Here is a 22,857-nt window from a genome sequence, read left to right as displayed (position 1 = left end):
GATGGCCGTTGTGATTCGCAGGGCCGATCACCATCCGCGGTAGATCGCACCGGGCCATGAATCCAGTGGTAGCAAGGACGAGCGGGAGACGCATCATGTGGCGGATATGTCTTGTTGGCGCATTGCTGCTGTTCGCCCATCCCTCACAGGCACAGTCGGTCATCCGGCTGGCGCGGATCGCCAACATTCCCGATCAGTATGTCGGCGGCGAGATGCTGCGCGTCGTCTATGCGCGGCTGAACATCAAGCTCGAATTCGAGGATGTGCCCGGAAAACGCGCGCTCGCGCTTTCGAGCGCAGGCGAACTCGACGGCGAGATCCAGCGCATCGGCACGCTGTCCAAGGATTACCCGACGCTGCTCCGGGTGACGCCCGCGATCAACTATATCGAGCCGGCGGTCTTCGCCACGAAGCTTCGTTTTGACGTCGCCGGCTGGGATTCGATCAAGGACTACAGCATCGGCATCGTGCGGGGCGTCGGTTCCTCGGAGAACGGCACGCATGGATTTGGCCGCGTCACCGCGACCACGAACCTTGAGAGCCTGATCCAGATGCTGGACGCTGACCGCTTCGACGTGATCGTCACCGATCTGTTCAGCGGGCTCGTCGCCGTGCGCAAGCTCAACCTGCAGGCACGGATCTATCCGCTTTCGCCGCCACTCGAACGTATCGACATCTACCACTATCTGCACGAACGCCACCGCGACCTCGTGCCGAAGGTCGGAAAGGTGATCGAAGAAATGACCGCAAGCGGCGAGCTCGCCAGATTGCGCGAGCGGCTCGTCAAGCAGGTGCTGAGCGAGTCCTGACGGCGGGGGCGGTTAAAATATTTCCAGATCGAGGATTGTCGGATTCATCGGCCGTCATCCGTCCTTGAACCGGCAAAGGCGGAAAACAAGCGAGGTGACGATGCTCTACGCCATCCTGGCCTATCACGTGGAAAGCGAGGTCATGTCCTGGACGAAAGACGAGGACGCCGCCGTCATGAAGGGGCTTCGCGAGGTCCAAGAACCCTTGAAAGCCAGGGGACATTTCGGACCCGCGGCACGGCTCGACGAGACCGGGAAGGCCCGCACGCTGCGCGGCCCCGGCGCGGGCATGGTGCTGGACGGACCTTTTGCCGAAACCAAGGAACAACTGCTCGGTTTCTACATCATGGAGTTTTCGGACGAGGCCGGCGCGATCGCCGCCGCGCGGGAACTGCGCAGGGTCAATCCGAGCGCGGTCTACGAAATCCGCCCGATCAAGCTTTTCCTTCCGGCCGATGGGTTTGGCACGACAGCGGCCGAGGGATGACGTCCTCAAGCGCTTCTGGCCGGATTCCCCTTCACGAACCGGCGCATCAATAACGCTCCGAAGGCGAGAAACCAGACGAATTGCGCATATTCCGGCGCGACCACTGCCACGAGCGTGCCCGGCACGAACACCAGCACTGGAAAGATCGCGCCGGCAATCTCGTGACGGTGGCCGGCACGGGACGCAAGCCACCAGAGCCAGGCATTGAGGCTCGCGATCGCGGTCAGATGCAGGCCATAGAGCACCGCGACGGCACTGCTCAGCCGGTAACTGCCATAGAGTCCGTTGGTGACCGGCAGCAGGATGATCGAGAGCAGGAAGACGAGATTGAGCAGCACCACACCTCGGCCGGCCTCGGGCTGGCGCGCAAGGCGACGATGATGACTGATCCAGAACACGCCGGCGACGACGAAGGTCAGGATCAGGCCCGCCACGCGTCCGGAATAGAGATGGTCGAGATCGCTCCAGGTCGGCGCCGTCTTGAGCTCGTCGGCCTTGGGCAGGCTGTAGGCGAGCAGAGTCATGGCGACACCGAAAATGGTGTTGCTGAGCGACTCCAGCCGGCGCATCTCGAACTGGTCGGTATCTTGGTCGGTCATTTAGGGGGCACGAGGCTGGAACCAAGGTCGAGCTTCTCCCCTAGATCCTAAATCGCACCGCGTCCAGCCGCATTGCGGATCGCGGCCGGATCGCGGAATCTGCAGCTTTCACCGGGGCGATTCGTGGCGACTACGACATATCTGGACACGCTGAATGCCGAGCAGCGCCGCGCCGTCGAGCATGGCGTGGCTGGTGGCAGCACCATCGGCGGCCCCCTCCTCGTCATTGCCGGAGCCGGCTCCGGCAAGACCAACACGCTCGGCCACCGGGTCGCGCATTTGATCGTCGCGGGCGCCGACCCGCGCCGGATCCTGCTGATGACGTTTTCGCGCCGTGCGGCCGCCGAGATGGCCGCCCGCGTGGAGCGGATCGCCAGAAAAGTGCTCGGCGAGAACAACGCCGCGATCATGCGCGATGCCTTGAGCTGGGCCGGCACCTTCCACGGCATCGGCGCGCGGCTCTTGCGCGAATATGCCGAGCGGCTCGGCGTCGATCCGGCCTTCACCATCCATGACCGCGAAGATTCAGCAGACCTGATGAACCTGGTGCGGCATGACTGCGGATTGTCGCGAACCGAAAGCCGCTTTCCAGCGAAGGGCACCTGCCTGTCGATCTATTCCCGCTGCGTCAATGCCGAGCTGGAGATCGAAAAGGTGCTCGGCCAGCATTATCCCTGGTGCGCGGGCTGGTCTTCGGAGCTGAAGCGGCTGTTTGCGGCCTATGTCGAGGCCAAGCAGGCGCAGCACGTGCTCGACTATGACGACCTCCTGCTCTATTGGGCGCAGATGATGAGCGACGCTGGCATCGCCGAGGAGATCGGCGGCCGCTTCGATCACGTACTGGTCGACGAATATCAGGACACCAACCGCCTGCAATCGACCATCCTGCTGGCGCTGAAGCCGGAGGGCCGAGGCCTCACCGTAGTCGGCGACGATGCGCAGTCGATCTATTCGTTCCGCGCCGCCACCGTGCGCAACATCCTCGAGTTCCCGCAAAGCTTTTCGCCGCGCGCCGAGATCATCACGCTGGACCGCAACTATCGCTCGACGCAAGCAGTGCTGGCGGCCGCCAATGGCGTGATCGGCCTTGCACGGGAGCGCTTCACCAAGAATCTCTGGACCGACCGCACCTCTTCGCACAAGCCGCAGCTCGTCGCCGTGCGCGACGAGGCCGAGCAGGCGCGCTACATCGTCGAGCAGGTCCTGGCCAATCGCGAGCAGGGCTCGCCGCTCAAGCACCAGGCGGTGCTGTTCCGCACCTCCTCGCATTCGGGTCCGCTGGAAATCGAGTTGACCCGCCGCAACATCCCCTTCGTCAAGTTCGGCGGGCTGAAATTCCTCGACGCCGCACATGTCAAGGACATGCTGGCGCTGCTGCGCTTCATCGAGAACCCGCGCGACCGCGTCGCCGGCTTTCGCATCCTGCATCTCTTGCCCGGCGTTGGACCTGCAACGGCGCAGCGCGTGCTCGACCACATGGCGGAGAGTCCCTCGCCGCTTGCCGCACTCACAAAACTTCCCGCACCGCCGCGCACCGGCGACGACTGGACCGCCTTCATTCGCACGGTCGAGAATCTCAGCTATTCGGAATGGCCCGCCGACCTCGAGCGTGCGCGCCTCTGGTACGAGCCGCATCTCGACCGCATCCATGAGGATGCCGAGACGCGCCGCGCCGATCTCATGCAGCTCGAGCAGATCGCAAGCGGCTATATTTCGCGCGAAAAATTCCTCACCGAGCTCACGCTCGATCCGCCGGATGCGACATCCGATCAGGCCGGCGTTCCCCTGCTCGACGAGGACTATTTGATCCTCTCCACCATCCATTCCGCCAAGGGCCAGGAGTGGAAGTCGGTGTTCCTGCTCAACGTGGTCGACGGCTGCATGCCGTCCGATCTCGGCGCTGGCACCAGCGCCGAGCTCGAGGAGGAGCGCCGCCTGCTCTACGTCGCGATGACCCGCGCCAAGGACGACTTGCATTTGATCGTGCCGCAGCGTTTCTTCACGCACGGTCAGGCCGCTTCGGGCGATCGCCACGTCTACGCCTCGCGTACCCGTTTCATTCCGGAAGCGCTCGTTCCTCTGTTCGAGCGGACGGCCTGGCCGAAGACGCAAGCCGGCACGGCGCGGACCGCGGCGCAGGGGCCGAAGATCGATATCGGAGCCAGGATGCGGGGCATGTGGCGCTAGCGCTGGCCGCGCGTCCGAAGCCTGAGGAATTCCAAGGGAGCATGGAGATGACGACAGCAGGCAAGAACGCAATCAAGGCAGAGCTCGATGCGCTGCGGAAGCTCGCACGCGAGGTAATCCAGACGTCGAAAGGCAAGAGACCCCTTCCCGTCAAGGACCAGCGCACCCTGCGCCAGCAGCAGAAGCGTGCGGTCGAGGCCATCGTCGCCGAAATCAAGGAGCTGAAGCAGCTGAAGCGCCGCGTTCTCCAGGCGCGCGCCCCCGAGGCGATGGCGGAAAAATTCGGGCCTTGATGCGAGCTGCAGCGGCCATCAACAGGCATCGCCCGGTCGCGAAACGGAAACCATGGATTTCCTGAAGCGGTATTGTGACGGGCAAGCCGACGACTAGATCTGCAGCTGCCTTCGCTATTGTTTGAGCATGATCCTTTCGGAAAACCACTTCACACTTTTCCGGATCATGCTCGAGAGACCTGATCAATGACCGCACCGCTCGAATTCGGACTGGATACCTTTGGCGACGTCACCAAGGACGCTGGCGGCATGCCGCTGCCGCATGCGCAGGTGATCCGTAACGTCGTCGAGGAGGCCGTGCTGGCGGACGAGCTCGGCATCGACTTCATCGGGCTCGGCGAGCATCACCGTGCCGATTTCGCGATCTCCTCGCCGGAAGTCGCGCTCGCCGCGATCGCGGCCCGCACCAAACGCATCCATCTGGGCTCCGCGGTGACGGTGCTCTCCTCGGATGACCCCATCCGCGTCTTCCAGCGCTTTGCGACGCTGGACGCGCTTTCGAACGGTCGCGCCGAGGTGATCCTCGGGCGCGGCTCGTTCACGGAATCCTTCCCGCTGTTTGGCTTCGACCTGCGCCGTTACGAGGAGCTGTTCGAGGAAAAGCTCGACCTGTTCGCCGCACTCCTGTCCCAGAAGCCGGTGACCTGGGACGGCAAGCTGCGTCCGCCGCTGAAGAACCAGCTCGTCTATCCGCCGGTCGAGCACGGCGAGCTCAAAACCTGGATCGGCGTCGGCGGCAGCCCGGAATCGGTGGTGCGCGCCGCGCATTACGATCTGCCCTTGATGCTCGCAATCATCGGCGGCGATCCCAGGCGCTTTGCGTCCTATGTCGAGCTCTATCACCGCGCCTACAAGGAATTCGGCCGCGCGGTGAAGCCGATCGGCGTGCATTCGCCCGGCTATGTCGCAGAGACCGATGCGCTGGCGCGCGAGGAGCTGTGGGCCGACTACAAGACCATGCGCGACCGCATCGGGAAGGAGCGCGGCTGGCCGCCGATGGGCCGCGACGAGTTCGTGCACGAGGCCGATCACGGCTCGCTCTATGTCGGCTCGCCCGAGACGGTCGCGCGCAAGATCGCCGCGACCACGAAGGCGCTCGGCATCTCGCGCTTCCAGCTCAAATATTCCGCAGGGCCCTTGCCCCACGAGAAGCTTATGCGCAGCATCGAGCTCTATGGCAGCAAGGTGATCCCGATGGTCAAGGAGATCATGGGCTGAGGTTTAGCCTTAGCCCTTGAGCGCGGTGACGACGACCTCGATCAGCGCGCTGCCGCCGAGATCAGCGACGCCGACGGTCGCGCGTGCCGGCAGATTGTCACCGAAGAACTCGGTCCAGACCGCGTCCATCTCCTTCTTCTTCGACAGATCGGTCACGAAGATCGAGGCGCTGACGATGCGGGAGGCATCGCTGCCCACCTCCTTCAGATAGCCTGCGATCTTGCCGAGGATGTTGCGGGTCTGCTCGCCCATCGAGACAGAGGTGTCGTCGGCGATCGTGCCGCCGACGAACACGAAGCCATTGGCCTCGACAGTGCGGTGCATGATGGGCGTGCGGATGCTGCGCGTGATGGTCATGATGTCCTCTTGTTGGTTCTAAGAGCTGAAGGAACGAAAGCGGTCGATGGCGAGATCGCCGATCCGGGTCTGGGTGCCGCCGTTCACGATCAACTCCGCCATGACTGCGCCAGCGCCGGGGCCGAGTTGGAAGCCGTGCAGCGAGAAGCCGAACTGATGGAACAGACCGGCATGGCGGGCGCTCGGGCCCAGCACGGGCAGATCATCCTTTGTCTTCGCTTCGATGCCGGCCCAGGCGCGCATGATGGTGGCATCCCGCATCACCGGAAACAGCTCGAATACGGTGCGGGCGCTGATGGCGAGGCTCGGCCAGTCCAGCACCGTTTCGTTGCGGTCCTGGTCCGGCGTTGCCAGATGTCCACCGCCGATCAACACGGTGCCGTTCTTGAACTGCTTGAAGGACAGTTTGCGGCCGCGCAGGATCACCACGGGGTCGATGAAGTGCGGCACGCGCGAGGTGATCATCAGCATCGGCGCCACGGTCTCGACCGGCACCGGCTCGCCGAGCGCGGCGGCGATACGCCCTGCCCACGCGCCGGCGGCGTTGACCAGAACCGGCGCGGCATAGGTTTCAGCGCCGACATCGACGCGCCAGAGCCCATCCTCGCGGCGGACGTTGCTTGCGGCCACGCCCTCGCGCACGGTTGCGCCGAGCTGCTCCGCCTTGCGCCGAAACGCCGTCGTGGTCTGGGCGGGATTGGCCGCGCCGTCGCGGCGCGAGACCACACCGCCGGGGCAGGTGTCGGCGACGGCAGGCACCAGCCTCCGCAGCTCGGCGCCGTCGATCAGCTCCTCGTGGGTGAAGCCGAGCGCGTTCAACTCGGCGACACGCGCGCGGCATGCCGCAAGCTCGGTCTCGTTCTCCGCGACCAGAACCTGGCCATGGCTCTCGAAGCTGCAATCGTCGTCGAGCAGCTCTTCGATCCGCTCCCAGATCCCCATCGAGCGAATCGAGAGCGGGATCTCGGCGACGTGGCGCGCGAGCTGGCGCACGCCGCCGGCATTGACGCCGGACGCGTGACGGCCGGCATAATCCTTCTCGATCAGCACCGGCTTCATGCCGGCCAGCGTCAGGTGCAGCGCCGTCGAGCATCCGTGGATGCCGCCACCCACGATGATGGCATCCGCAAGCTTCGTCATCCGCGCACCACCGCCTTTATGTCATCGTCGGTCTTCGGCATCGCCGCAAGCTCGGCGAGCGTGATCGGCTTCACCGGCGCGCGCAGCCGATAGTAACCGATCTCCTGCGCCGTCTTGCCGCGCGCCTCCGCCATCAGCTCGGTGACGGTGAGGCCGCACAGGCGACCCTGGCACGGCCCCATGCCGGTGCGGCGATAGGCCTTGAGCTGGTTCGGCCCCGTCGCGCCGATCGCGACGGCATCGACGATGTCCTTGGCGGTCACCTCCTCGCAGCGGCAGACGATGGTGTCGCCTGCGGGAATGCGGAATTGCCGCGCGGGACGGAACAGCGTGTCGAGGAAGACGCGACCGCGCTCGGCTTTGGCCAGATCGGCACGCAGCGCGGCCATCGACGAGAGCTTCGCGGCGGCTGCAGGCGCAAGCGCCTCGACTGCAGCCCGTGCAGCGATGCGGCCGCGAACCACCGCGGCGTTTGCGCCGCCAATACCGGCGCCGTCACCGGCGATCGCGATGCCTTCGATCGAGGTGCCGCCATTGGCATCGAGCATCGGCGACCAGCAGAGTTGCAGGTCATCCCAGCGATGTTCAACGCCCGCCGCCATCGCGAGATTGACGTTGGGCACGACGCCCTGATGCAGGAGAAGAAGGTCCGCTGGGATCGTCTCGCGACGGCTGCCTGCGACATGGCTTACGCTGGCAAGCCGACCCTCGCCGGCCGCGGCAAGCTCGGTGACCCCAGTCACCACCTGTACCTCGGCCTTCACCTCGCGCATCATCGCAAAGCCCTTCGCAAAGTAAGGCGACGTCAGGAAGCTGAAGGCGTGAGGCAGCGCGGCCAGGTAGTTCTTGCGTTCGGTCGTATCGAGAATGCGATCGATACGACCGCCAAGGCGCAGGATCTGCGCTGCGAGCAACCACAGCAGTGGCCCCTGCCCCGCGATCACCGTGCGGCAATCAGGCACCAGCGCCGACGACTTCAGCATGGTCTGTGCGGCGCCCGCGGTCATCACGCCCGGCAGTGTCCAGCCCGGAATCGGAAACGGCCGCTCCAGCGCGCCGGTCGCAAGGATGACGCGCCGCGCCTTGACGAAGGTGGATGCGCCGCCGACAGAAATCCCGATCTCGCGATGACGATCGAGACTCCACACGGTTGCGCGATGGATAATCTCGGCCTTGCTGGACCGCACCTCGCCAACGAGTTCGGCACCTGCCCAATAATCGGCGCCGAGCTGGTCGCGCGCTGTCACGGGCGTCGACGCGATGGCGCGCCAGACCTGGCCGCCAGGGCCCGGGTTCTCGTCGAGTAGCAGCGTCGACAGGCCTGCTGCCGACGCGGTCGCGGTCGCAGCAAGACCGGCCGGCCCTGCCCCGATGACGACGACATCGTAAGCGTCGCGCTGAGGCGTCGTGTTCATCGGCCGACCTCCCTTTTGCCCTTCTGAATTTCGATCTGCATGCCGGCGGCGACCGGCACCAGGCAGCCCTGGCGATTGCCGACGCCATCGATGGTGACGAGGCAGTCGAAGCACACGCCCATCATGCAATAGGGCAGCCGCGGCGCACCGCTCACCGCGGTCGCGCGGCGCACGTCACGCCCCGAGACGAGCAGCGCGGCGGATACGGTATCGCCCTCGCGCGCCTCGACGGCAACGCCGTCGACGAAGATCTGCAACGATGGACGCTTGTCCTGATCGGATCGTCTGAACATTGGATGCCTCTTGGCTCCTTCTCTGAAGTCGCTAGTAGCCACTGTCGTTCGTTGCGCCCTCGCCTCCGAAGCGGCACGCTGAGAACGCGCCGACCAGCTCCGGCTCGAGCGCGCCGCCTGCGACCATGCGGGCAAGCTCGAAGGCGTGGTTGGAGGCGAGCGTCACGCCGGAATGACAGCAGGCGACGAACGCGCCGGGATGAGTTTCCGACTGGTCGTAGATTGGAAAGCCGTCCTGCGGCATGACTCGGATGCCGGCCCAGCTCCTGACGACGTTGAGCCGCGCCAGATGCGGGAACATCCGCTGCGCGCGGTCCGCCATCACGGAGCTGATCGAATGTCTCAGCGCGCGATCGTCGAGCTCGTCTTCCTTGCTGTCGCCGATCATGACAGTGCCCTCGTCTGTCTGGCGGATGGTCGTCAGCGGATGCGGCAGGAACGGCACGGTGCGCTCGGTCACCACGATCTGGCCGCGCGTCGGCCCCATCGGCGCGAAGAGGCCGACCATCGGCGCCAGCGTCTGGTTGGCATTGCCCGCGGCAAGCACGATCTTGTGGGCGCGGATTTCGCCTTGCGGCGTTGTCAGGCCGAATTCGCCGCCGCTCTTCGTGATCGCCGAGACCGGGCGCTCCGGAAAATAGTCGATACCGAACGCCTTGAAGCCGGTATGGAACGCGCGAAAAGTACGGAGCGAATTGACGTGACCGTCGAACGGACAGAAGCTGCCGCCCGACACCTCCGGGCCGATCAGCGGCAGCATCTTCTTCACCTCTGAGGCCGGCAGCATCTCCATCCTGTAATCGGCCGCGCCAACCTGGTTGTGCATGCGCGTGACGAGCTGGGTGCGCTGCTCGTACTCGTCCTCGCCGAGCGTCAGATGAAAGCCGCCATACTGTTGGAGGCAGACGTCGAGGCCGGTCTGATCCTTCAATTCGGCGGCAAGCATTGGCCAGGCCCGCGCCGCGCGCACCGTCCACACGGTATAGGCGGGCATGCCGAGCCCTTTGCTCTGCACCCACACCAGCGCAAAGTTCGCGCGCGAGGCGCGCTTGGCGATGTCGCCCTCGTCGAGCACGGCGACGCTCTTGCCGAGCCGGCCGAGCCCCCAGGCAATGGCGGAGCCGAGCAGTCCGCCGCCAACGACGGCGACGTCATATTCCCTGTGCATGCGTTCTCCTATCGCCCGGGATCGCTCTTGCCTGCGAGCACGCGGTCGAGCCCGTAGAAGCGGTCGAGCAGGATGAGGGCAGTCATGGTGACTGCGATGACGCTCGCTGAGACGGATGTCACGAGCGGATCGATGTTGTCCTGGATATAGAGGAACATCCTGACCGGCAATGTTTCAGTGCCTGGCGCCGCCAGGAAGACGGTCATCGTCAGATCGTCGAAGGACTGGATGAAGGCGAGTGCCCACCCGCTGATCACGCCGGGCAGGATCAGCGGCAGTGTCACGCGGCGAAACAGCGTAAAGCCGCCGGCACCAAGCGAGACCGCAGCCATCTCGACCGAGCGATCCATGCCGGTCGCCGCCGCCAGCGTCAGGCGGAGTGCGAAGGGAAACACCACGATGACATGGGCGATCAGCAGCGCCGCAAAGGTGCCACCGAGCCCGAGCGAGGTGAAGAAGCGCAGGAAGGCGATGCCGAGCACCACGTGCGGGATCATCAGTGGCGACAGGAACAGCGCTGCCAGCGCATCGCGGCCTACAAATCTGTAGCGCGCAATCGCCAGTGCCGCCGGCACGGCAAACATCAGCGCAACGAAGGAGGACACCATCCCGAGCCCGAGGCTGACCCAGAACGCGTGCACGAATTCCGGATAGCTCGCGATCGTCCTGAACCAGCGCAGCGAGAAGCCGTTGGTCGGCAGCGAGAGGAACCCCTCGGGCGTGAAGGCGACGAGGCAGACCACCACGATCGGCGCCAGCATGAAGACAACGAAGAGCGTGTGAAAGGTGAGCGCGAGCGGGCCGTTCGTCCTCATCGGAACACCTCGGCATAGCGGCGCTCGATCAGCGCATTGCTGCCGACGACGATCAGCACCAGCGCGAGCAGCAGCAGCACCGCGACCGCCGCACCGAGCGGCCAGTTCAACGTGTTGAGGAACTCGTCATAGGCGAGCGTTGCCGCGACCTTCAGCCTACGACCGCCGATGATCGCCGGCGTTGCGAACGCGCTCGCCGACAGCGAGAACACGATGATCGCGCCCGAGAGCACACCGGGCATGATCTGCGGCAGGATGATGCGGCGGATGATGGTGAAGGCGCCGGCCCCGAGCGACATCGCGGCGTTCTCGATCTGCGGGTCGACGCGCTGGAGCGCTGCCCAGACCGAGAGCACCATGAATGGCATCATCACATGCGCGAGCGCTACGACCATGCCGGTCTCGGTGAACATGAAGGGCAGCGGCGCGCGGATCAGACCGAGAGACATCAGGAGCTTGTTGACGAGGCCATTATTGCCGCCGAATAGCAGCGCCCAGCCGAGCGTGCGCGCCACTACCGAAATCAGAAGGGGCCCGAGAATCAGGAGCAGGAAGATGCCTTTCCAGCGTCCGCTCATACGGTTGAGGATATAGGCCTCTGGCGCGCCGAGCACGGCGGTGATCAGCGTTGCCAGCAGCGCGATGCGGAACGTCCGCCAGAACATCTCGGCGTAATAGGGATCGCTCGCGATCTCCTGCCAGTTCTTCAGGATGAAGACCGGCTCGATGCCCTTGTACTGGCCCCAGTCGTGGAACGAGAGCATCACGGTCATGAGAAGCGGGATCACCAGCACGCCGACGAACAGCATCAGCGCGGGCAACGTCAGCGCCCAGGACGCGCGCGTCTCGGCAGATTGCGTTGACGTGCCGGCGGCGGTCATACGGCGCCTCCGCTTCCGCGCAGGCTCATGTCTTCCACGCGCCATGTGAGATGGACCGCCTCGCCTTCGCCCGGCTGCGGCGTCCCATCATTCTGCCGGATCACGATCGCCGCTCCGCACTCGGTCTCGCACTGGAACAGCCAGTGATTGCCCTGGAAAATCCGCGTGACGATCTTTGCCGCAAGGCCAACATCAGCAAAGCTGATCCGCTCGGGGCGAAGGCTGATCGTCACCACGCCGCTCGCGCCTGCCGGGGCCGGCGCCTGCCAGGAGCCGGCGACCAGCCGCGCAGGCTGAGCCGTCCGATCGACGGTCGCGGCGAAATCGTTGGTCTTGCCGAGGAACTGCGACACGAAGGCCGATGCCGGCCGCTCATAGGTCTGTTGCGGCGTGCCGATCTGCTCGATCTTGCCCTGGCTCATCACGACGATGCGGTCGGACAACGACATCGCCTCGTTCTGGTCGTGGGTGACGAGGATCGTGGTGGTGCCGATGGTGCGCTGGATCTGGCGCAGCTCGATCTGCATCTCCTCGCGCAGCTTGGCATCAAGGTTCGATAGCGGCTCGTCGAGCAGCAATACGCTCGGCTGGATCACCAGCGCCCGCGCCAGCGCCACGCGCTGCTGCTGGCCGCCCGACATGCGCCGCGGATAGCGCTCCTCAAAACCGGCAAGCCCGACCATCCCCAGCGCCGCGCGAACGCGCTCCGTGCGTTTGTCCCTCGGCACGCCACGCATCTCCAGACCAAAGGCGACGTTCTCGGCGGCGGTCATGTGCGGAAACAGCGCGTAGCTCTGGAACACGATGCCGAGGCCACGTTTCGCTGGATGCACCCTGGTCAGATCGCGCCCCTCCAGCCGGATCGCACCGCGCGACGGCTCCAGGAAGCCCGCGATCATCTGGAGCGTCGTGGTCTTGCCGCAGCCGGAGGGACCGAGGAACGAGATGAACTCACCCCTCTCCACCGCAAGGCTGAAATCGTCGACAACGGTTTGCGAGCCGAACTGCTTGCCGACGCGATCGAGCTCGAGGAAGGCCATCGCGTTAGCGCTCGACCTCGCGGTTCCACCGCTTGGTCCATTCCTCGCGCTTCTCGTTGATGACGGTCCAGTCAGGATTATAGAGCTTGGCCGCGCGCTCGCCGATCGGCGCCATCTTGCCGAGCTCCGGCGGGACGACGAGCGATTTCAGCACCGGGCCGTAGCCATAGTCCTTCAGCATAACGAGCTGGATTTTGGGATCGAGCAGCATCTTGATGAAGCTCGCCGCGAGCGGCGAAGCAGTGGACTTGGCGATCGGACAGGCGGTCGTCAGGAGCGTTGCAGCGCCCTCCTTCGGATAGACGAAGTCGACAGGGAAGCCGGTATTGGCAAAGCTCTGCACACGTCCCGTGCCCCACACCGCGATGACGGCCTGGCCGGACTGGAACAGCTCGGTCATCTTGCCCGGCGACGGTTCATAGGCGAGCACATTCGGATTGATGTCGTTCTTGAAGATCTTGAAGCCCGCATCGACGTTCGACTCGCCGCCGCCGTTCATCTTGGCGAGCATCACCAGCGCCTCCAGGCCGTAGGTGTTGTTGATCGGCGGGATGACGAGCTGCTTGGCGTATTTCGGATCCTTCAGATCGTTCCACGAGGTCGGCGGCGCCCAGCCCTTCTCCGCAAACACCTTGGTGTTGTACATCAACCCAGTCGCGACGAGACCGATCGCGACTGCACTATCGTCCTTGAAGCGCGCGGCGTCATAGAGGTCGGACGGCAGGCCGTCGAGCTTGCCGCAAAAGCCGAGCTGGATCGCCTGGTACATCGGGCCGTCGTCGACGATCGCGACATCAATCTGCTGATTGCCCTTCTGCGCCTGAAGCTTGGCGAGCGTATCCGTGGAGTTGCCGGCGACGTATTCGACCTTGACGCCGTTCTCCTTCTCGAAATTCGGGATCACCTCGTCGCGGATCGTCTTCTCGAACGAGCCGCCATAACCGGCGACATAGAGCGTCTTCTGCTGTGCCGAGACGACCGACGGGGCCGCGGCGAGCGCCGCGATGGTGACCGCTGTGAGAAGGCTGAGTGTCTTCATAAGGACCAATCTCCAAGACCGGGATGAGGTGACGTGTCGACGATCAGACGACCGAAGCGCGCCCGCGTTCCCTTCGGCGCAAAATCCCGATCCGACCAGGGCTCCGGCCCCTGCTCACGGGTTTTGATGCGATCGGCGGGCTTTAGGCCCCGATCTGCCGAAAAAGCGGGCTGACTTCAGCGCTGATGAAAAAGATCGCAGAGCTACACTTCCATCGTCCAATGAATAATGGCAACTTCTGCATGCCGAAATGTTATGAAGAGAGGCCGGAATGGCGCGGATCAATTCGCGGCAAGTGGAAGCCTTCCGCGCGATGATGCTGACCGGCAGCGTGACCGAGGCCGCGAGGTTGATGGTCGTGACGCAGCCGGCGGTCAGCCGGTTGCTCCGCGACCTCCAGGCCCTCTTGAAGATGGAGCTGTTCGAGCGCCGTGGCACCGGGCTCGTGCCGACCGCAGCCGCAACGGCGCTCTACACCGAAGTGGAGCGGTCCTTCGTGGGCCTCGAGCGTATCGCTGCCGCCGCCGAGGAGATTCGCGGCCGTCGCACCGGCTCATTGCGGATCGCCGCGCTGCCGGCGCTCGCGAACGGCTACCTGCCGCGGCTCGCCGGGCATTTCCTGAAAGAGCGGCCCAACCTCAACCTCGCCTTCTTCGGCGTGATCTCGCCGATCGTGGTGGACTGGGTGCTGAACAATCAGTGTGATATCGGTTTTGCCGAAGTGCCGATCGCTGCCGGTCTGCCGGGCCTGCGGCTGCCGGCGCTGGCGCGCGTCGCGGTGCTGCCGGCCGGACATCGCCTGGCAGAAAAGGACGTATTTTGAGCCGCGCGATTTCGAGGGCGAGACCTTCATATCGCTCTCGGCGGGATCTGCGAGCCGGCATCTCGTCGACCAGGTCTTCCACCGCAACGACGTCAGCCGCGTGCTGCGCGTCGAGACCACGCTGTCGGAGATCATGTGCGGAATGGTGTCGTCGGGACTCGGGGTTGCGATCTGCGATCCCTTCACCGCGCAGGAATTTTCGACCCGCGGCGTCATCGTGCGTCGCTTCCTGCCGCGCATCGACTTCGAATTCTCCGCCGTCTTTCCCGCGCAGCGCAGCCCCTCACCGGTGGCGCTCGATCTGGTCGAGGCGCTGCGGCGTGCACTGGAGGGGATGGAGGCGTAGCTCGCTCTTCGTCGCTTGTTCGACGTTATGCTGCTGTGACAAGATTGCGCGGAGCGCCGTTCCAGAAGGCCTCGATGTTGTCGACGAGCTGGTCGGCGAGAGCCTGCACGGCCTCGTGGCTCGCCCAGGCCACGTGCGGGGTCAGAATGAAGTTCGGCAATCCGACCAATTGCATCAGCGGATGATCGGCTGAGGGCGGTTCGACAGTCGCGACGTCGAAACCTGCCCCGGAGATCTTGCCGGAGCGAAGGGCATCGCCGAGCGCGGTCTCGTCGACGAGGCCGCCGCGCGCGGTATTGATCAGAAGCGGGCGCCGTTCCATCACGGCGAATTCGCCCGCAGCGATCATGTTACGTGTCGCCGGCATCAATGGCGCGTGCAAGGTGATGACGTCCGACGTACGCAGCACCTCCTCAAAGGGTGTGTAGAGGGGACCCATCCCCTCCACGCCCTTATAGGTGGAAAACAGCACGCGCATTCCGAGCGCGCGGCCGATATCCGCAACGGAACGACCGAGTGCGCCGTCACCGATGATGCCGAGCGTCGAGCCGGCCAGATCGCGAATGGGAAAGTCGAAATAGCAGAACTGGCCGGATTCGAGCCATCGGCCGTTGCGGACTGAATCACGATAAGCAGTCAGGCTGCGACGAAGCGCGAATATCAGTGCGAAAGTGTGCTCCGGGACCGTATTGACCGCATAGCCGCGAATGTTCGAGACGGCAACGCCGCGCTCTTCGCAGGCATGGATATCGACGACGTCGTATCCCGTGGCCGCAACCGCGATCAAGCGCAATTGCGGCGCCGCCCGCAATTCCGCGCGTCGAACAGGCACCTTGTTGGTAATCACGATGTGGGCGTCCGCTATCCGGCTCGCGATGTCCTGCGGCGCGGTCGTTGCGTACTCCTGAACTTCGTGCCGAAACGACGGCGGCCGAAGTCGAATCTCCGGCGGCATCGTGTCCCGGTCAAGAAATACGATACGGACTGGTTCCGATAGGTTGGCCATCTTGCTCTCGCGGTCAGTTGTCCAAGGCAGCGGTCAGCTTATCGCGAAGCAATCCCAATGCCATTCCCGCAACCTTCTCGGCGGTAATGCCGAAATGGACGAACAATGCATCGGCCGGGCCTGACGCGCCGAAAGAGGACATGCCGACAAATCCGCCCCGGTCTCCGATCCAGCGGTCCCAACCGAGCCGCACCGCCGCCTCGACCGCGACCCGCACGCCCTTGCCGAGAACGCCTGCCCGATAAGCTTCATCCTGCTCCTCGAACAGTTCCCAGCACGGCATGGAGACCACCGCGGTGGGTACCCCCTGCGCCTGCAGGACAAGCCGCGCCGCAAGCGCGATCTGGACCTCCGAGCCCGTTGCCAGCAGCGTGGCGCATCGCGCGCCATCGGCCTCGACAAGCACATAGGCTCCACGCGAGCAAAGATTGGCGGAGCTATCCCCAGTGCGAACCGGCGGCAGGCCCTGCCGCGAGCAGATCATCGACGACGGGCCGAGCCTGCGGCGCAACGCGAGCTCCCAGCATTCGGCGGCTTCCACATGATCGGCGGGGCGGAACACCGCCATGTTCGGCATCGCGCGCAGCGAGGCCAGGAATTCGACCGGCTGGTGGGTCGGCCCGTTCTTGCCGATGCCGATGGAATCGTGGCTGTAGACCGTAACGACCGGCAATTCCATCAGCGCGGCCATCCGCAGCGCCGGCCGCATGTAGTCAGAGAAAACCAGATAGGTGGCGCCGAGAGGCAACACGCCGCCATGCGCGGCCATGCCGTTCATCATCGCACCCATGGCGTGCTCGCGGATGCCGTAGTGCACGTAACGGCCGGCGGGATCTGCGGACGTGAATGCCTGCAAGGTACGCTTGTAGTTGGTCGGGCCTTCGAGGTCGGGGGCGCCGGAAATCAGCTCGGGGATCGTCTCGGCGAGCAGCGCAACGATATCGGCGGTCGCCTCGTTGGTGGAGCGGATCGGACCTTCGGCCGCCATCTTGCGGCGCCACGCGGCCAGCGCATCGCTCCATCCCTCCGGAAGCTCGCCGGCCATCGCGCGCTCAAACATGGCGCGCTTCTCCGGCTGCATGGCGGCCACACGGGCGCGCCACGACTCGTAGGCGGGCCGGTTGCGATCGGTGACGCCGTTCTTCCAGGCTTCCGTGACGTCGCGGGGAATCTCGAACGGTCCTTCCGTCCAGCCCGCGGCCGCGCGCGCCTCTTCCAGATCCTTGGCGAACACGCGCCCGCCATGCGCGCCGCGCTTGCCCTCGAGCCGCGGCAATCCCTTGCCGATGGTGGTGCGGCAGGCGATCATGGTCGGGCGCGGGTCGCATGCGGCCAATAGCAGTGCCGCCGAGACCTGATCCACATCATGACCGTCGGCATCGATGACCTGCCAACCGGCGATGCGGAAACGCCCGCGCACGTCCTCGGAGATCGCGAAATCCGTGTGACCGTCATCGGTCATGCGATTGTCGTCCCACAGAAAGCAAAGCTTCCCCAGGCGCAGATGACCGGCGAGCGAAATGACCTCGTGAGCGATGCCTTCTTGAAGGCAACCGTCGCCGACGATGGCGTAGGTGCGATGATTGACGATTTCCTCGCCGAAGGTCGCACTCAGCCAGGCTTCCGCCACGGCCATGCCGACCGCGTTGGCGATGCCCTGTCCGAGCGGGCCGGTCGTGACCTCGATGCCGAGATCGGGCGCCCGCTCGGGATGGCCGTGGGTGTGCGAGCCGAGCTCGCGAAACTGCTTGATCTGTTCGATCGGAAAGCCGGCATAGCCGGACAGGTGCAGCAGCGAATAGATCAGCATCGAGCCATGGCCGTTCGACAGAACGAACCGGTCGCGATCCGGCCAAAGCGGATCGGCCGGATTGCACTTGATGTGACGCGTGAACAGCGCGGTTGCGATCTCCGCGCAACCGAGCGGAGCGCCGGGATGGCCATCCGCTGCGCGCTCGACCGCATCGAGCGACAAGAAGCGGATCGCGTCGGCCATGCGCTTGTGCAGGTCAGCGGGAGCGCGCGACGTGTCTGAGGTGATCGAAGGACTGATCGACATTGGCGATGACACCTGTTGCGGGCGGCACCGGTGAGACCGGCGTCGCCTGGGTTAAGTGCGCGTTCAGCGCATCAGGGAAGAAATCCCGTCGAGATCCAGGGAACGAAGGCGACGACCACGAGACCGACAACGAGCGCAGCGAGATAGCTCCAGATGCGCTTGAGGCCGGAGTTCGGATCGACCTGTCCAATCGAGCAGGCCGCGTAGTAGCCGAGGCCGAAGGGCGGCGCGAACAATCCGATGCCCATCGCCAGGATCACCACCATGGCATAGTGCACCTCGTGCACGCCCAGTTGCTTGGCGACGGGAAACAGCAACGGACCGAACAGCACCATTGCCGGGATTCCCTCGAGCACGCTGCCAAGCACGACGAAGAGCACGATCGAGCAGAGAAGGAAGCCGTACCGTCCGCCAGGAGCCTGCGCCAGCGCGCCCGCGAGCGCATGGGAGAAGTTCGATTGCGTCAACGCCCAGGACATGCAGGTCGCCGCGCCAATGATGAACAGGATGGTTCCCGAAAGTGCCGCTGTGCCGACCAGGGCCGGATAAAGCTGGCGCCAGTCGAACGAACGGTAGACGATGATTCCCACGACGAAGGCATAGGCGATGCCGATGGTCGCCACTTCCGTCGCCGTCGCCACGCCTTCGCTGACCGCGACGCGGATCAGCACGGGAAGCATCAGCGCGGGCGCAGCGACGAGGAATGTGCGCCCGATTTCGCGCGCCGTCGTCACGCCGCGGTCCGCACCAGTGCCCTCGGACATCCGCCGCCGCGCAACAAAGGCCAAGGCCAACGCCAGAACGACGCCGGGAAGAATGCCGCCGGTGAACAGGGCCGCAATGGAGACGCCCGTCACCGATCCGATGATGATGAGCACGATCGACGGCGGAATCGTTTCGGCCATCGCGCCGGATGCCGCTAGCAGCGACACGAGCTCGCCCTCGTGAATGCCTCGTCGCTTCATGTCCGGGAACAGCACGGGTGCCACAGCAGCCATGTCCGCGGTCTTGGCGCCCGAAATGCCGGAGACGAGCAGCATTGCACCGAGCAGCACGTAGGCCAGGCCACCTTCGACGTGACCGACCAGCGCTGCCAGGAACTTCACCATGGATGACGCCATGCGCGTCATCACGATCAGGTAGCCGAGCAGGATGAACAACGGCACGGCGAGCAGGATGAGCGAGCTCACGCCCTCATCGATGCGGCCAGGGATGACCTGCAACGGCGTCGTGGTCGCGACCACGAGATAGGCGACCGTCGACAGGCCGAAGCAGAAGGCAATCGGCACGCCTGCGAGCACGCAGAGGCCGAGCAGCAGCGTGAAGAACAGCAACAGGTTCCAGTTGCCGATCGCGACGATCCAGGGCGTGAGGAGATAGAGTCCCGCCGCGAAAGCAGCGAGAATCGCAACCGCCAGAGCAAGCTGCAAGGCTCCGAGGCGAAGGCACCGAACAAGTGTACCGGCGAGCATGAGCACGACACCCACAGGCACCGCCGCGGCGCGCAAGGCGTCGTTCAGACCAAGCGCTGGGGTGTGAACGAAAGCCTGGTCCTCCGCAAAATCGAAGGATGGCGAAAGAATGAAGAGCAGGAACAGCGCGGGCGCCATGGTCGCCAGCGCCTCCAGCAACTCCCGCCTCGCGCCGGCGGTGCGCTCCACCAGCGCGGTCATGCGCATGTGCTGGCCGCGTCGCAACGCAATGGCCGAACCCAGCATGGCCAGCCAGAGGAATGTGATCGACGCGAGCTCATCCGACCATGTCAGGGGATGATTGAAGACGAATCGCGCGATCACGCCCGTGAGCAGGATGACGATCTCGGCCGCAACGGCGAACGCCGCGAGCGGCTCGGTGACCAAAGCGAGCAGCCGGTCGAGCTTGACCACCAGGCCGGAGCTCATGCTTCCGGCCACGGGGTCGTCGGCGTGGATGGCGCTCATCCCAATTTGCCTACTGCCTGCTCGAGCAGCGTCCAGCCCTTCTCACCAAACTTTTCGCGCCAATCCTTGTAGAAGCTGGTCTTGCCGAGCGTCGTGCGGAAGGCGCCCTTGTCGACCTCGACGAAGTTGAGACCCTTGGCCGCCAGTTCGTCGCGCAGCGACTTCGACAGCGCGGCGATGTCGGCACGCTCGTCATCGGCCGCCTTGTTCAATTCGCGCGTCACGATCTCCTGCGCGTCGGACGGCAGGCGCGAGAACGAGCGGCGGTTGCCCAGGATGAGATAGGCATCCCATACGTGGCTCGTGAGGCAGCAATATTTCTGCACCTCGTAGAGCTTGGCCGTCGAAATGATCGCCAGCGGATTCTCCTGCCCTTCGACCACCTTGGTTTGCAGCGCGGAGTACACCTCGTTGAAATTGATCGGCGTCGGACCTGCGCCGAGCGCTTGGAACAGGCTGGTCAGGATCGGCGCCGCGGGGACGCGCATCTTGAAGCCCTTGAGGTCATCCGGGGTCTTGATCTCGCGGGTGGAGGACGTGAGCTGGCGGAATCCGTTGTCCCAGGACTTGCAGACCTGAAGAACGCCCAGCTTCTCGATCTCGCCCTTGACGAAATTTCCGAGATCGCCGTCCATCGCCTTCCACACGGCATCGTAGGAGCTGAAGGCGAAGCCGGTGTTGACGATGCCGACGCCTGGCACCAGCGTGGCGAGAACCGAAGCGCCGATGTTCAGATAGTCGACGGCGCCGTTGCGGATTTGACCGAGAAGATCGGTATCGGAGCCGAGCTGATTGGCCGGAAACAGGTTGATCTCGACGCGGCCGCCGGTCGCCTGCTTGATCCGGTCGATGGCTTCGCGCGCCCGCTTGTTCACGGGATGCGAGGGGTCCTGACCGGTCGCGAATTTGAGGGTGAATTCGGCGGCGTCGCCGCGCCGCGAGATGATGGAGACAAGGGGTATGGCGGCGCCCATGGCCAACGCAGCACGACGCGTCAAGCCCCTCTTCGCTTCCTTGGTCATTTCCTTCTCCCTGTTTGTTTGATTATTGGTCTGTCGTGAAGGTTGTGTCCTTCATCTCCAGCTTTTGATGGAGGCGCATATCGCCTCCGTCGAAATGCCGTAGCGATCATGCAACGTCGGCAGCGCGCCTGCGGCGAGGAATTCGTCGGGCAAGCCGATCTGGTGGAAAGCAGGATGGACGCGCGCCCGCATCAGGGCCGCCGCCACCGCCTCGCCCAATCCACCGATCACGGTGTGGTTCTCGGCGACCACGACGATACGACCCGGCTTGCGGCACGCCTCCACGATCGTTTCTGTGTCGAGCGGCTTGATGGTTGGCACGTGCAGCACGGCCACGTCGACGCGGTCGGATTCGAGCTGCTTGGCGGCTTCCAGAGCCCGCATCGTGAGCAGGCCCGAGGAGATGATGAGCACGTCGGTGCCGTCGCGCAAATGCTTGGCCTTGCCGAGCTCGAATCTGTAGCCGTATTCTTCGAGCACGAGCGGCACCTGCCCGCGCAACAACCGCATGTAGACCGGGCCTTGATGCGCCGCGATCGCCGGCACCACCTGCTCGATCTCGTGGGCGTCGCAGGGATCGATGACGGTCATGTTCGGCATCGCGCGGAACAGTGCCAGATCCTCGGCGGCCTGGTGACTTGGCCCGTAACCGGAGGTCAGGCCTGGCAACGCGCAAGCAATCTTGACGTTGCGATCCTCCTCCGCGATCGTCTGGTGGATGAAATCATAGGCGCGGCGAGAGGCGAAAACGGCGTAGGTCGTGACGAACGGCGTGAACCCTTCCGCAGCGAGACCGGATGCAGCACCGAACAGGAGCTGCTCGGCCATGCCCATCTGGTAGTAGCGGTGCGGAAATTCCTTCGCGAACACGTGAAGGTCGGTGTACTTGCCGAGATCGGCGGTCATGCCGACGATGTCGGCTCGCTGGCGCGCAAGCTCGACCAGCGCATGGCCGAACGGAGCCGGCTTCGTCGCCTGTCCTTCGCCGGCAATCGAGGCAATCATGGCCGAGGTGGTAAGCCGCGGCTTGTCCTTGGCTGCCGCCGCAGCTGTCGTTGTGGCCGGCTTCATGCTTGCCTCCCTGCGTCCAGAGCTTGCAGCGCTAGCTGCCATTCGTGCTGATCCACCCGCATGAAGTGATTGCGCTCGCGCGCTTCCAGGAAAGGAACACCCTTGCCCATAAGCGTGTCGGCGATGATCATGCGTGGCCTTGCGCCATCATGCGCCTTGGCTGCATCGAAGGCGGCAACGACGGCGTTGAGATCGTTGCCGTCGACCCGTTGCACGAACCAGCCGAACGCGCGGATCTTGTCAGCCAGCGGCTCGAAGCCCATCATCTGCCCCGAGGGGCCATCGGCCTGCTGATTGTTGACGTCGACGACGGCGATGAGGTTATCGAGCTTGTAGTGGGCTGCCGACATCATGGCCTCCCACTTCGAGCCCTCGTCGAGCTCGCCGTCGGAGAACAGCGTGTAGACGCGGCTGTCAGAACCCTTGCGCTTGAGGCCGAGGCACATGCCGACCGCGATGCTGAGGCCAAGTCCGAGTGAACCGCCGGACATCTCCATGCCAGGCGTGTAGCTGGCCATGCCCGACATCGGCAGCCGACTGTCGTCAAAACCGTACGTCTCGAGCTCCGCATCCGGAACAATTCCGGCCTCGATCAGCGCCGCATAGAGCGCAATGGCGTAATGGCCATTCGAAAGCAGGAAGCGGTCACGCCCCTCCCAAGCGGGATCTTCAGGTCGGTAGCGCATCGCGTGGAAGTAGGCGACGGCCAGCACGTCGGCGATATCGAGTGCCTGGGCGATATAGCCCTGCCCTTGAACCTCACCCATCCGAAGCGCATTGCGCCGGATGCGGTAGGCACGTTCGGCAATGTCGGGCTCGTTGGTACGAATTGCGGCTTCAGCCATGACC

At 64.6% G+C, this 22,857-nt stretch carries 21 protein-coding genes and 1 pseudogene; 6 read left to right on the top strand and 16 right to left on the bottom strand.

Features of this window, described 5'->3' with window-relative positions; genetic code table 11:
* The first annotated feature begins 95 nt into the window (after positions 1-95).
* Both SO139_RS17995 and SO139_RS17990 read left to right on the top strand, forming a co-directional pair.
* The gene (locus tag SO139_RS17995; RefSeq protein WP_449381245.1) at positions 96-809 is read left to right on the top strand and encodes a substrate-binding periplasmic protein; all 714 of its coding nucleotides are present in this window, start codon (positions 96-98) and stop codon (positions 807-809) included.
* 100 nt (positions 810-909) lie between these two features.
* A complete protein-coding gene (locus tag SO139_RS17990; RefSeq protein WP_498540336.1) occupies positions 910-1,296 on the top strand; it encodes a YciI family protein in 387 nt (128 codons plus the stop codon).
* Between the two features lie 5 nt (positions 1,297-1,301).
* On the opposite strand, the gene SO139_RS17985 is transcribed toward SO139_RS17990, so the two are convergent.
* Positions 1,302-1,895: a TMEM175 family protein gene (locus tag SO139_RS17985; RefSeq protein WP_449381243.1), complete on the bottom strand. Its 594-nt coding sequence runs from the start codon at positions 1,893-1,895 to the stop codon at positions 1,302-1,304.
* 123 nt (positions 1,896-2,018) lie between these two features.
* On the opposite strand from SO139_RS17985, the gene SO139_RS17980 reads away from it, so the two are divergent.
* From SO139_RS17980 to SO139_RS17970, 3 genes are all read left to right on the top strand, one after another.
* Positions 2,019-4,082: an ATP-dependent helicase gene (locus tag SO139_RS17980; RefSeq protein ID WP_498540335.1), complete on the top strand. Its 2,064-nt coding sequence runs from the start codon at positions 2,019-2,021 to the stop codon at positions 4,080-4,082.
* A gap of 47 nt (positions 4,083-4,129) precedes the next feature.
* Positions 4,130-4,375 carry a hypothetical protein gene (locus SO139_RS17975; RefSeq protein ID WP_449381241.1) on the top strand — a complete coding sequence of 82 codons (246 nt, stop codon included), beginning with the start codon at positions 4,130-4,132 and terminating at the stop codon, positions 4,373-4,375.
* Between the two features lie 186 nt (positions 4,376-4,561).
* Positions 4,562-5,593 (top strand): LLM class flavin-dependent oxidoreductase, encoded by a 1,032-nt coding sequence (locus SO139_RS17970; RefSeq protein WP_498540334.1) that lies wholly within the window; start codon positions 4,562-4,564, stop codon positions 5,591-5,593.
* Positions 5,594-5,602: 9 nt separating this feature from the next.
* Here SO139_RS17970 and SO139_RS17965 read toward each other — a convergent pair whose 3' ends face one another.
* The 9 genes from SO139_RS17965 to SO139_RS17925 are packed head-to-tail and all read right to left on the bottom strand — an operon-like array spanning position 5,603 to position 13,741.
* Entirely contained in the window at positions 5,603-5,950 is a 348-nt protein-coding gene (locus SO139_RS17965; RefSeq protein WP_449381239.1) for a RidA family protein, read from the bottom strand.
* An 18-nt stretch (positions 5,951-5,968) separates the two neighbouring features.
* Positions 5,969-7,090 carry an NAD(P)/FAD-dependent oxidoreductase gene (locus SO139_RS17960; RefSeq protein ID WP_498540333.1) on the bottom strand — a complete coding sequence of 374 codons (1,122 nt, stop codon included), beginning with the start codon at positions 7,088-7,090 and terminating at the stop codon, positions 5,969-5,971.
* Complete coding sequence (locus tag SO139_RS17955) at positions 7,087-8,505, bottom strand: FAD/NAD(P)-dependent oxidoreductase (protein WP_498540332.1); 1,419 nt, start codon at positions 8,503-8,505, stop codon at positions 7,087-7,089. The genes SO139_RS17960 and SO139_RS17955 overlap by 4 nt, the downstream gene beginning before the upstream one ends.
* Positions 8,502-8,798 (bottom strand): (2Fe-2S)-binding protein, encoded by a 297-nt coding sequence (locus SO139_RS17950; protein WP_449381236.1) that lies wholly within the window; start codon positions 8,796-8,798, stop codon positions 8,502-8,504. Before SO139_RS17950 ends, SO139_RS17955 begins: the two co-directional genes overlap by 4 nt.
* A gap of 31 nt (positions 8,799-8,829) precedes the next feature.
* On the bottom strand, positions 8,830-9,966 hold the full coding sequence (locus SO139_RS17945) for an NAD(P)/FAD-dependent oxidoreductase (RefSeq protein ID WP_449381235.1): 1,137 nt from the start codon (positions 9,964-9,966) through the stop codon (positions 8,830-8,832).
* A gap of 8 nt (positions 9,967-9,974) precedes the next feature.
* The gene (locus tag SO139_RS17940) at positions 9,975-10,781 is read right to left on the bottom strand and encodes an ABC transporter permease (protein ID WP_449381234.1); all 807 of its coding nucleotides are present in this window, start codon (positions 10,779-10,781) and stop codon (positions 9,975-9,977) included.
* Positions 10,778-11,662: an ABC transporter permease gene (locus SO139_RS17935; protein ID WP_449381233.1), complete on the bottom strand. Its 885-nt coding sequence runs from the start codon at positions 11,660-11,662 to the stop codon at positions 10,778-10,780. The genes SO139_RS17940 and SO139_RS17935 overlap by 4 nt, the downstream gene beginning before the upstream one ends.
* Positions 11,659-12,702 carry an ABC transporter ATP-binding protein gene (locus tag SO139_RS17930; protein ID WP_498540331.1) on the bottom strand — a complete coding sequence of 348 codons (1,044 nt, stop codon included), beginning with the start codon at positions 12,700-12,702 and terminating at the stop codon, positions 11,659-11,661. Before SO139_RS17930 ends, SO139_RS17935 begins: the two co-directional genes overlap by 4 nt.
* A gap of 4 nt (positions 12,703-12,706) precedes the next feature.
* Positions 12,707-13,741 carry an ABC transporter substrate-binding protein gene (locus SO139_RS17925; RefSeq protein WP_449381231.1) on the bottom strand — a complete coding sequence of 345 codons (1,035 nt, stop codon included), beginning with the start codon at positions 13,739-13,741 and terminating at the stop codon, positions 12,707-12,709.
* 271 nt (positions 13,742-14,012) lie between these two features.
* On the opposite strand from SO139_RS17925, the pseudogene SO139_RS17920 reads away from it, so the two are divergent.
* A pseudogene (locus SO139_RS17920) lies at positions 14,013-14,910 on the top strand (LysR substrate-binding domain-containing protein).
* 25 nt (positions 14,911-14,935) lie between these two features.
* On the opposite strand, the gene SO139_RS17915 reads toward SO139_RS17920, so the two are convergent.
* The 6 genes from SO139_RS17915 to SO139_RS17890 form a co-directional block, all read right to left on the bottom strand.
* On the bottom strand, positions 14,936-15,916 hold the full coding sequence (locus SO139_RS17915) for a D-2-hydroxyacid dehydrogenase (RefSeq protein WP_449381229.1): 981 nt from the start codon (positions 15,914-15,916) through the stop codon (positions 14,936-14,938).
* A gap of 13 nt (positions 15,917-15,929) precedes the next feature.
* Positions 15,930-17,975 (bottom strand): transketolase, encoded by a 2,046-nt coding sequence (tkt, locus tag SO139_RS17910; RefSeq protein WP_498540330.1) that lies wholly within the window; start codon positions 17,973-17,975, stop codon positions 15,930-15,932.
* Between the two features lie 71 nt (positions 17,976-18,046).
* Positions 18,047-19,915, bottom strand: coding sequence for a TRAP transporter large permease (locus tag SO139_RS17905; RefSeq protein WP_498540329.1), 1,869 nt, complete (start codon positions 19,913-19,915; stop codon positions 18,047-18,049).
* Entirely contained in the window at positions 19,912-20,937 is a 1,026-nt protein-coding gene (locus SO139_RS17900) for a TRAP transporter substrate-binding protein (protein ID WP_449381226.1), read from the bottom strand. Before SO139_RS17900 ends, SO139_RS17905 begins: the two co-directional genes overlap by 4 nt.
* 51 nt (positions 20,938-20,988) lie before the next feature.
* Positions 20,989-22,008: a transketolase family protein gene (locus SO139_RS17895; RefSeq protein ID WP_449381225.1), complete on the bottom strand. Its 1,020-nt coding sequence runs from the start codon at positions 22,006-22,008 to the stop codon at positions 20,989-20,991.
* Positions 22,005-22,853 carry a transketolase gene (locus SO139_RS17890; RefSeq protein WP_498540328.1) on the bottom strand — a complete coding sequence of 283 codons (849 nt, stop codon included), beginning with the start codon at positions 22,851-22,853 and terminating at the stop codon, positions 22,005-22,007. The genes SO139_RS17895 and SO139_RS17890 overlap by 4 nt, the downstream gene beginning before the upstream one ends.
* Positions 22,854-22,857 lie beyond the last annotated feature (4 nt).

It is taken from the genome of Bradyrhizobium sp. UFLA05-89, from assembly GCF_059803475.1.
The sequence above is the reverse complement of the archived record's forward strand: the minus strand, read 5'-3'. Positions and strand labels throughout refer to the sequence as shown.

What these genes read in the sequence shown, in the direction of transcription:
- SO139_RS17975 (WP_449381241.1), top strand. Translation starts at nt 4,130, where the DNA reads ATGACGACAGCAGGCAAGAACGCAATCAAGGCAGAGCTCGATGCGCTG.
- SO139_RS17940 (WP_449381234.1), bottom strand. Translation starts at nt 10,781, where the DNA reads ATGAGGACGAACGGCCCGCTCGCGCTCACCTTTCACACGCTCTTCGTT.
- SO139_RS17895 (WP_449381225.1), bottom strand. Translation starts at nt 22,008, where the DNA reads ATGAAGCCGGCCACAACGACAGCTGCGGCGGCAGCCAAGGACAAGCCG.
- SO139_RS17930 (WP_498540331.1), bottom strand. Translation starts at nt 12,702, where the DNA reads ATGGCCTTCCTCGAGCTCGATCGCGTCGGCAAGCAGTTCGGCTCGCAA.
- SO139_RS17935 (WP_449381233.1), bottom strand. Translation starts at nt 11,662, where the DNA reads ATGACCGCCGCCGGCACGTCAACGCAATCTGCCGAGACGCGCGCGTCC.
- SO139_RS17985 (WP_449381243.1), bottom strand. Translation starts at nt 1,895, where the DNA reads ATGACCGACCAAGATACCGACCAGTTCGAGATGCGCCGGCTGGAGTCG.
- SO139_RS17915 (WP_449381229.1), bottom strand. Translation starts at nt 15,916, where the DNA reads ATGGCCAACCTATCGGAACCAGTCCGTATCGTATTTCTTGACCGGGAC.
- SO139_RS17950 (WP_449381236.1), bottom strand. Translation starts at nt 8,798, where the DNA reads ATGTTCAGACGATCCGATCAGGACAAGCGTCCATCGTTGCAGATCTTC.
- SO139_RS17965 (WP_449381239.1), bottom strand. Translation starts at nt 5,950, where the DNA reads ATGACCATCACGCGCAGCATCCGCACGCCCATCATGCACCGCACTGTC.
- SO139_RS17925 (WP_449381231.1), bottom strand. Translation starts at nt 13,741, where the DNA reads ATGAAGACACTCAGCCTTCTCACAGCGGTCACCATCGCGGCGCTCGCC.
- SO139_RS17995 (WP_449381245.1), top strand. Translation starts at nt 96, where the DNA reads ATGTGGCGGATATGTCTTGTTGGCGCATTGCTGCTGTTCGCCCATCCC.
- tkt (WP_498540330.1), bottom strand. Translation starts at nt 17,975, where the DNA reads ATGTCGATCAGTCCTTCGATCACCTCAGACACGTCGCGCGCTCCCGCT.
- SO139_RS17900 (WP_449381226.1), bottom strand. Translation starts at nt 20,937, where the DNA reads ATGACCAAGGAAGCGAAGAGGGGCTTGACGCGTCGTGCTGCGTTGGCC.
- SO139_RS17960 (WP_498540333.1), bottom strand. Translation starts at nt 7,090, where the DNA reads ATGACGAAGCTTGCGGATGCCATCATCGTGGGTGGCGGCATCCACGGA.
- SO139_RS17890 (WP_498540328.1), bottom strand. Translation starts at nt 22,853, where the DNA reads ATGGCTGAAGCCGCAATTCGTACCAACGAGCCCGACATTGCCGAACGT.
- SO139_RS17990 (WP_498540336.1), top strand. Translation starts at nt 910, where the DNA reads ATGCTCTACGCCATCCTGGCCTATCACGTGGAAAGCGAGGTCATGTCC.
- SO139_RS17905 (WP_498540329.1), bottom strand. Translation starts at nt 19,915, where the DNA reads ATGAGCGCCATCCACGCCGACGACCCCGTGGCCGGAAGCATGAGCTCC.
- SO139_RS17955 (WP_498540332.1), bottom strand. Translation starts at nt 8,505, where the DNA reads ATGAACACGACGCCTCAGCGCGACGCTTACGATGTCGTCGTCATCGGG.
- SO139_RS17945 (WP_449381235.1), bottom strand. Translation starts at nt 9,966, where the DNA reads ATGCACAGGGAATATGACGTCGCCGTCGTTGGCGGCGGACTGCTCGGC.
- SO139_RS17970 (WP_498540334.1), top strand. Translation starts at nt 4,562, where the DNA reads ATGACCGCACCGCTCGAATTCGGACTGGATACCTTTGGCGACGTCACC.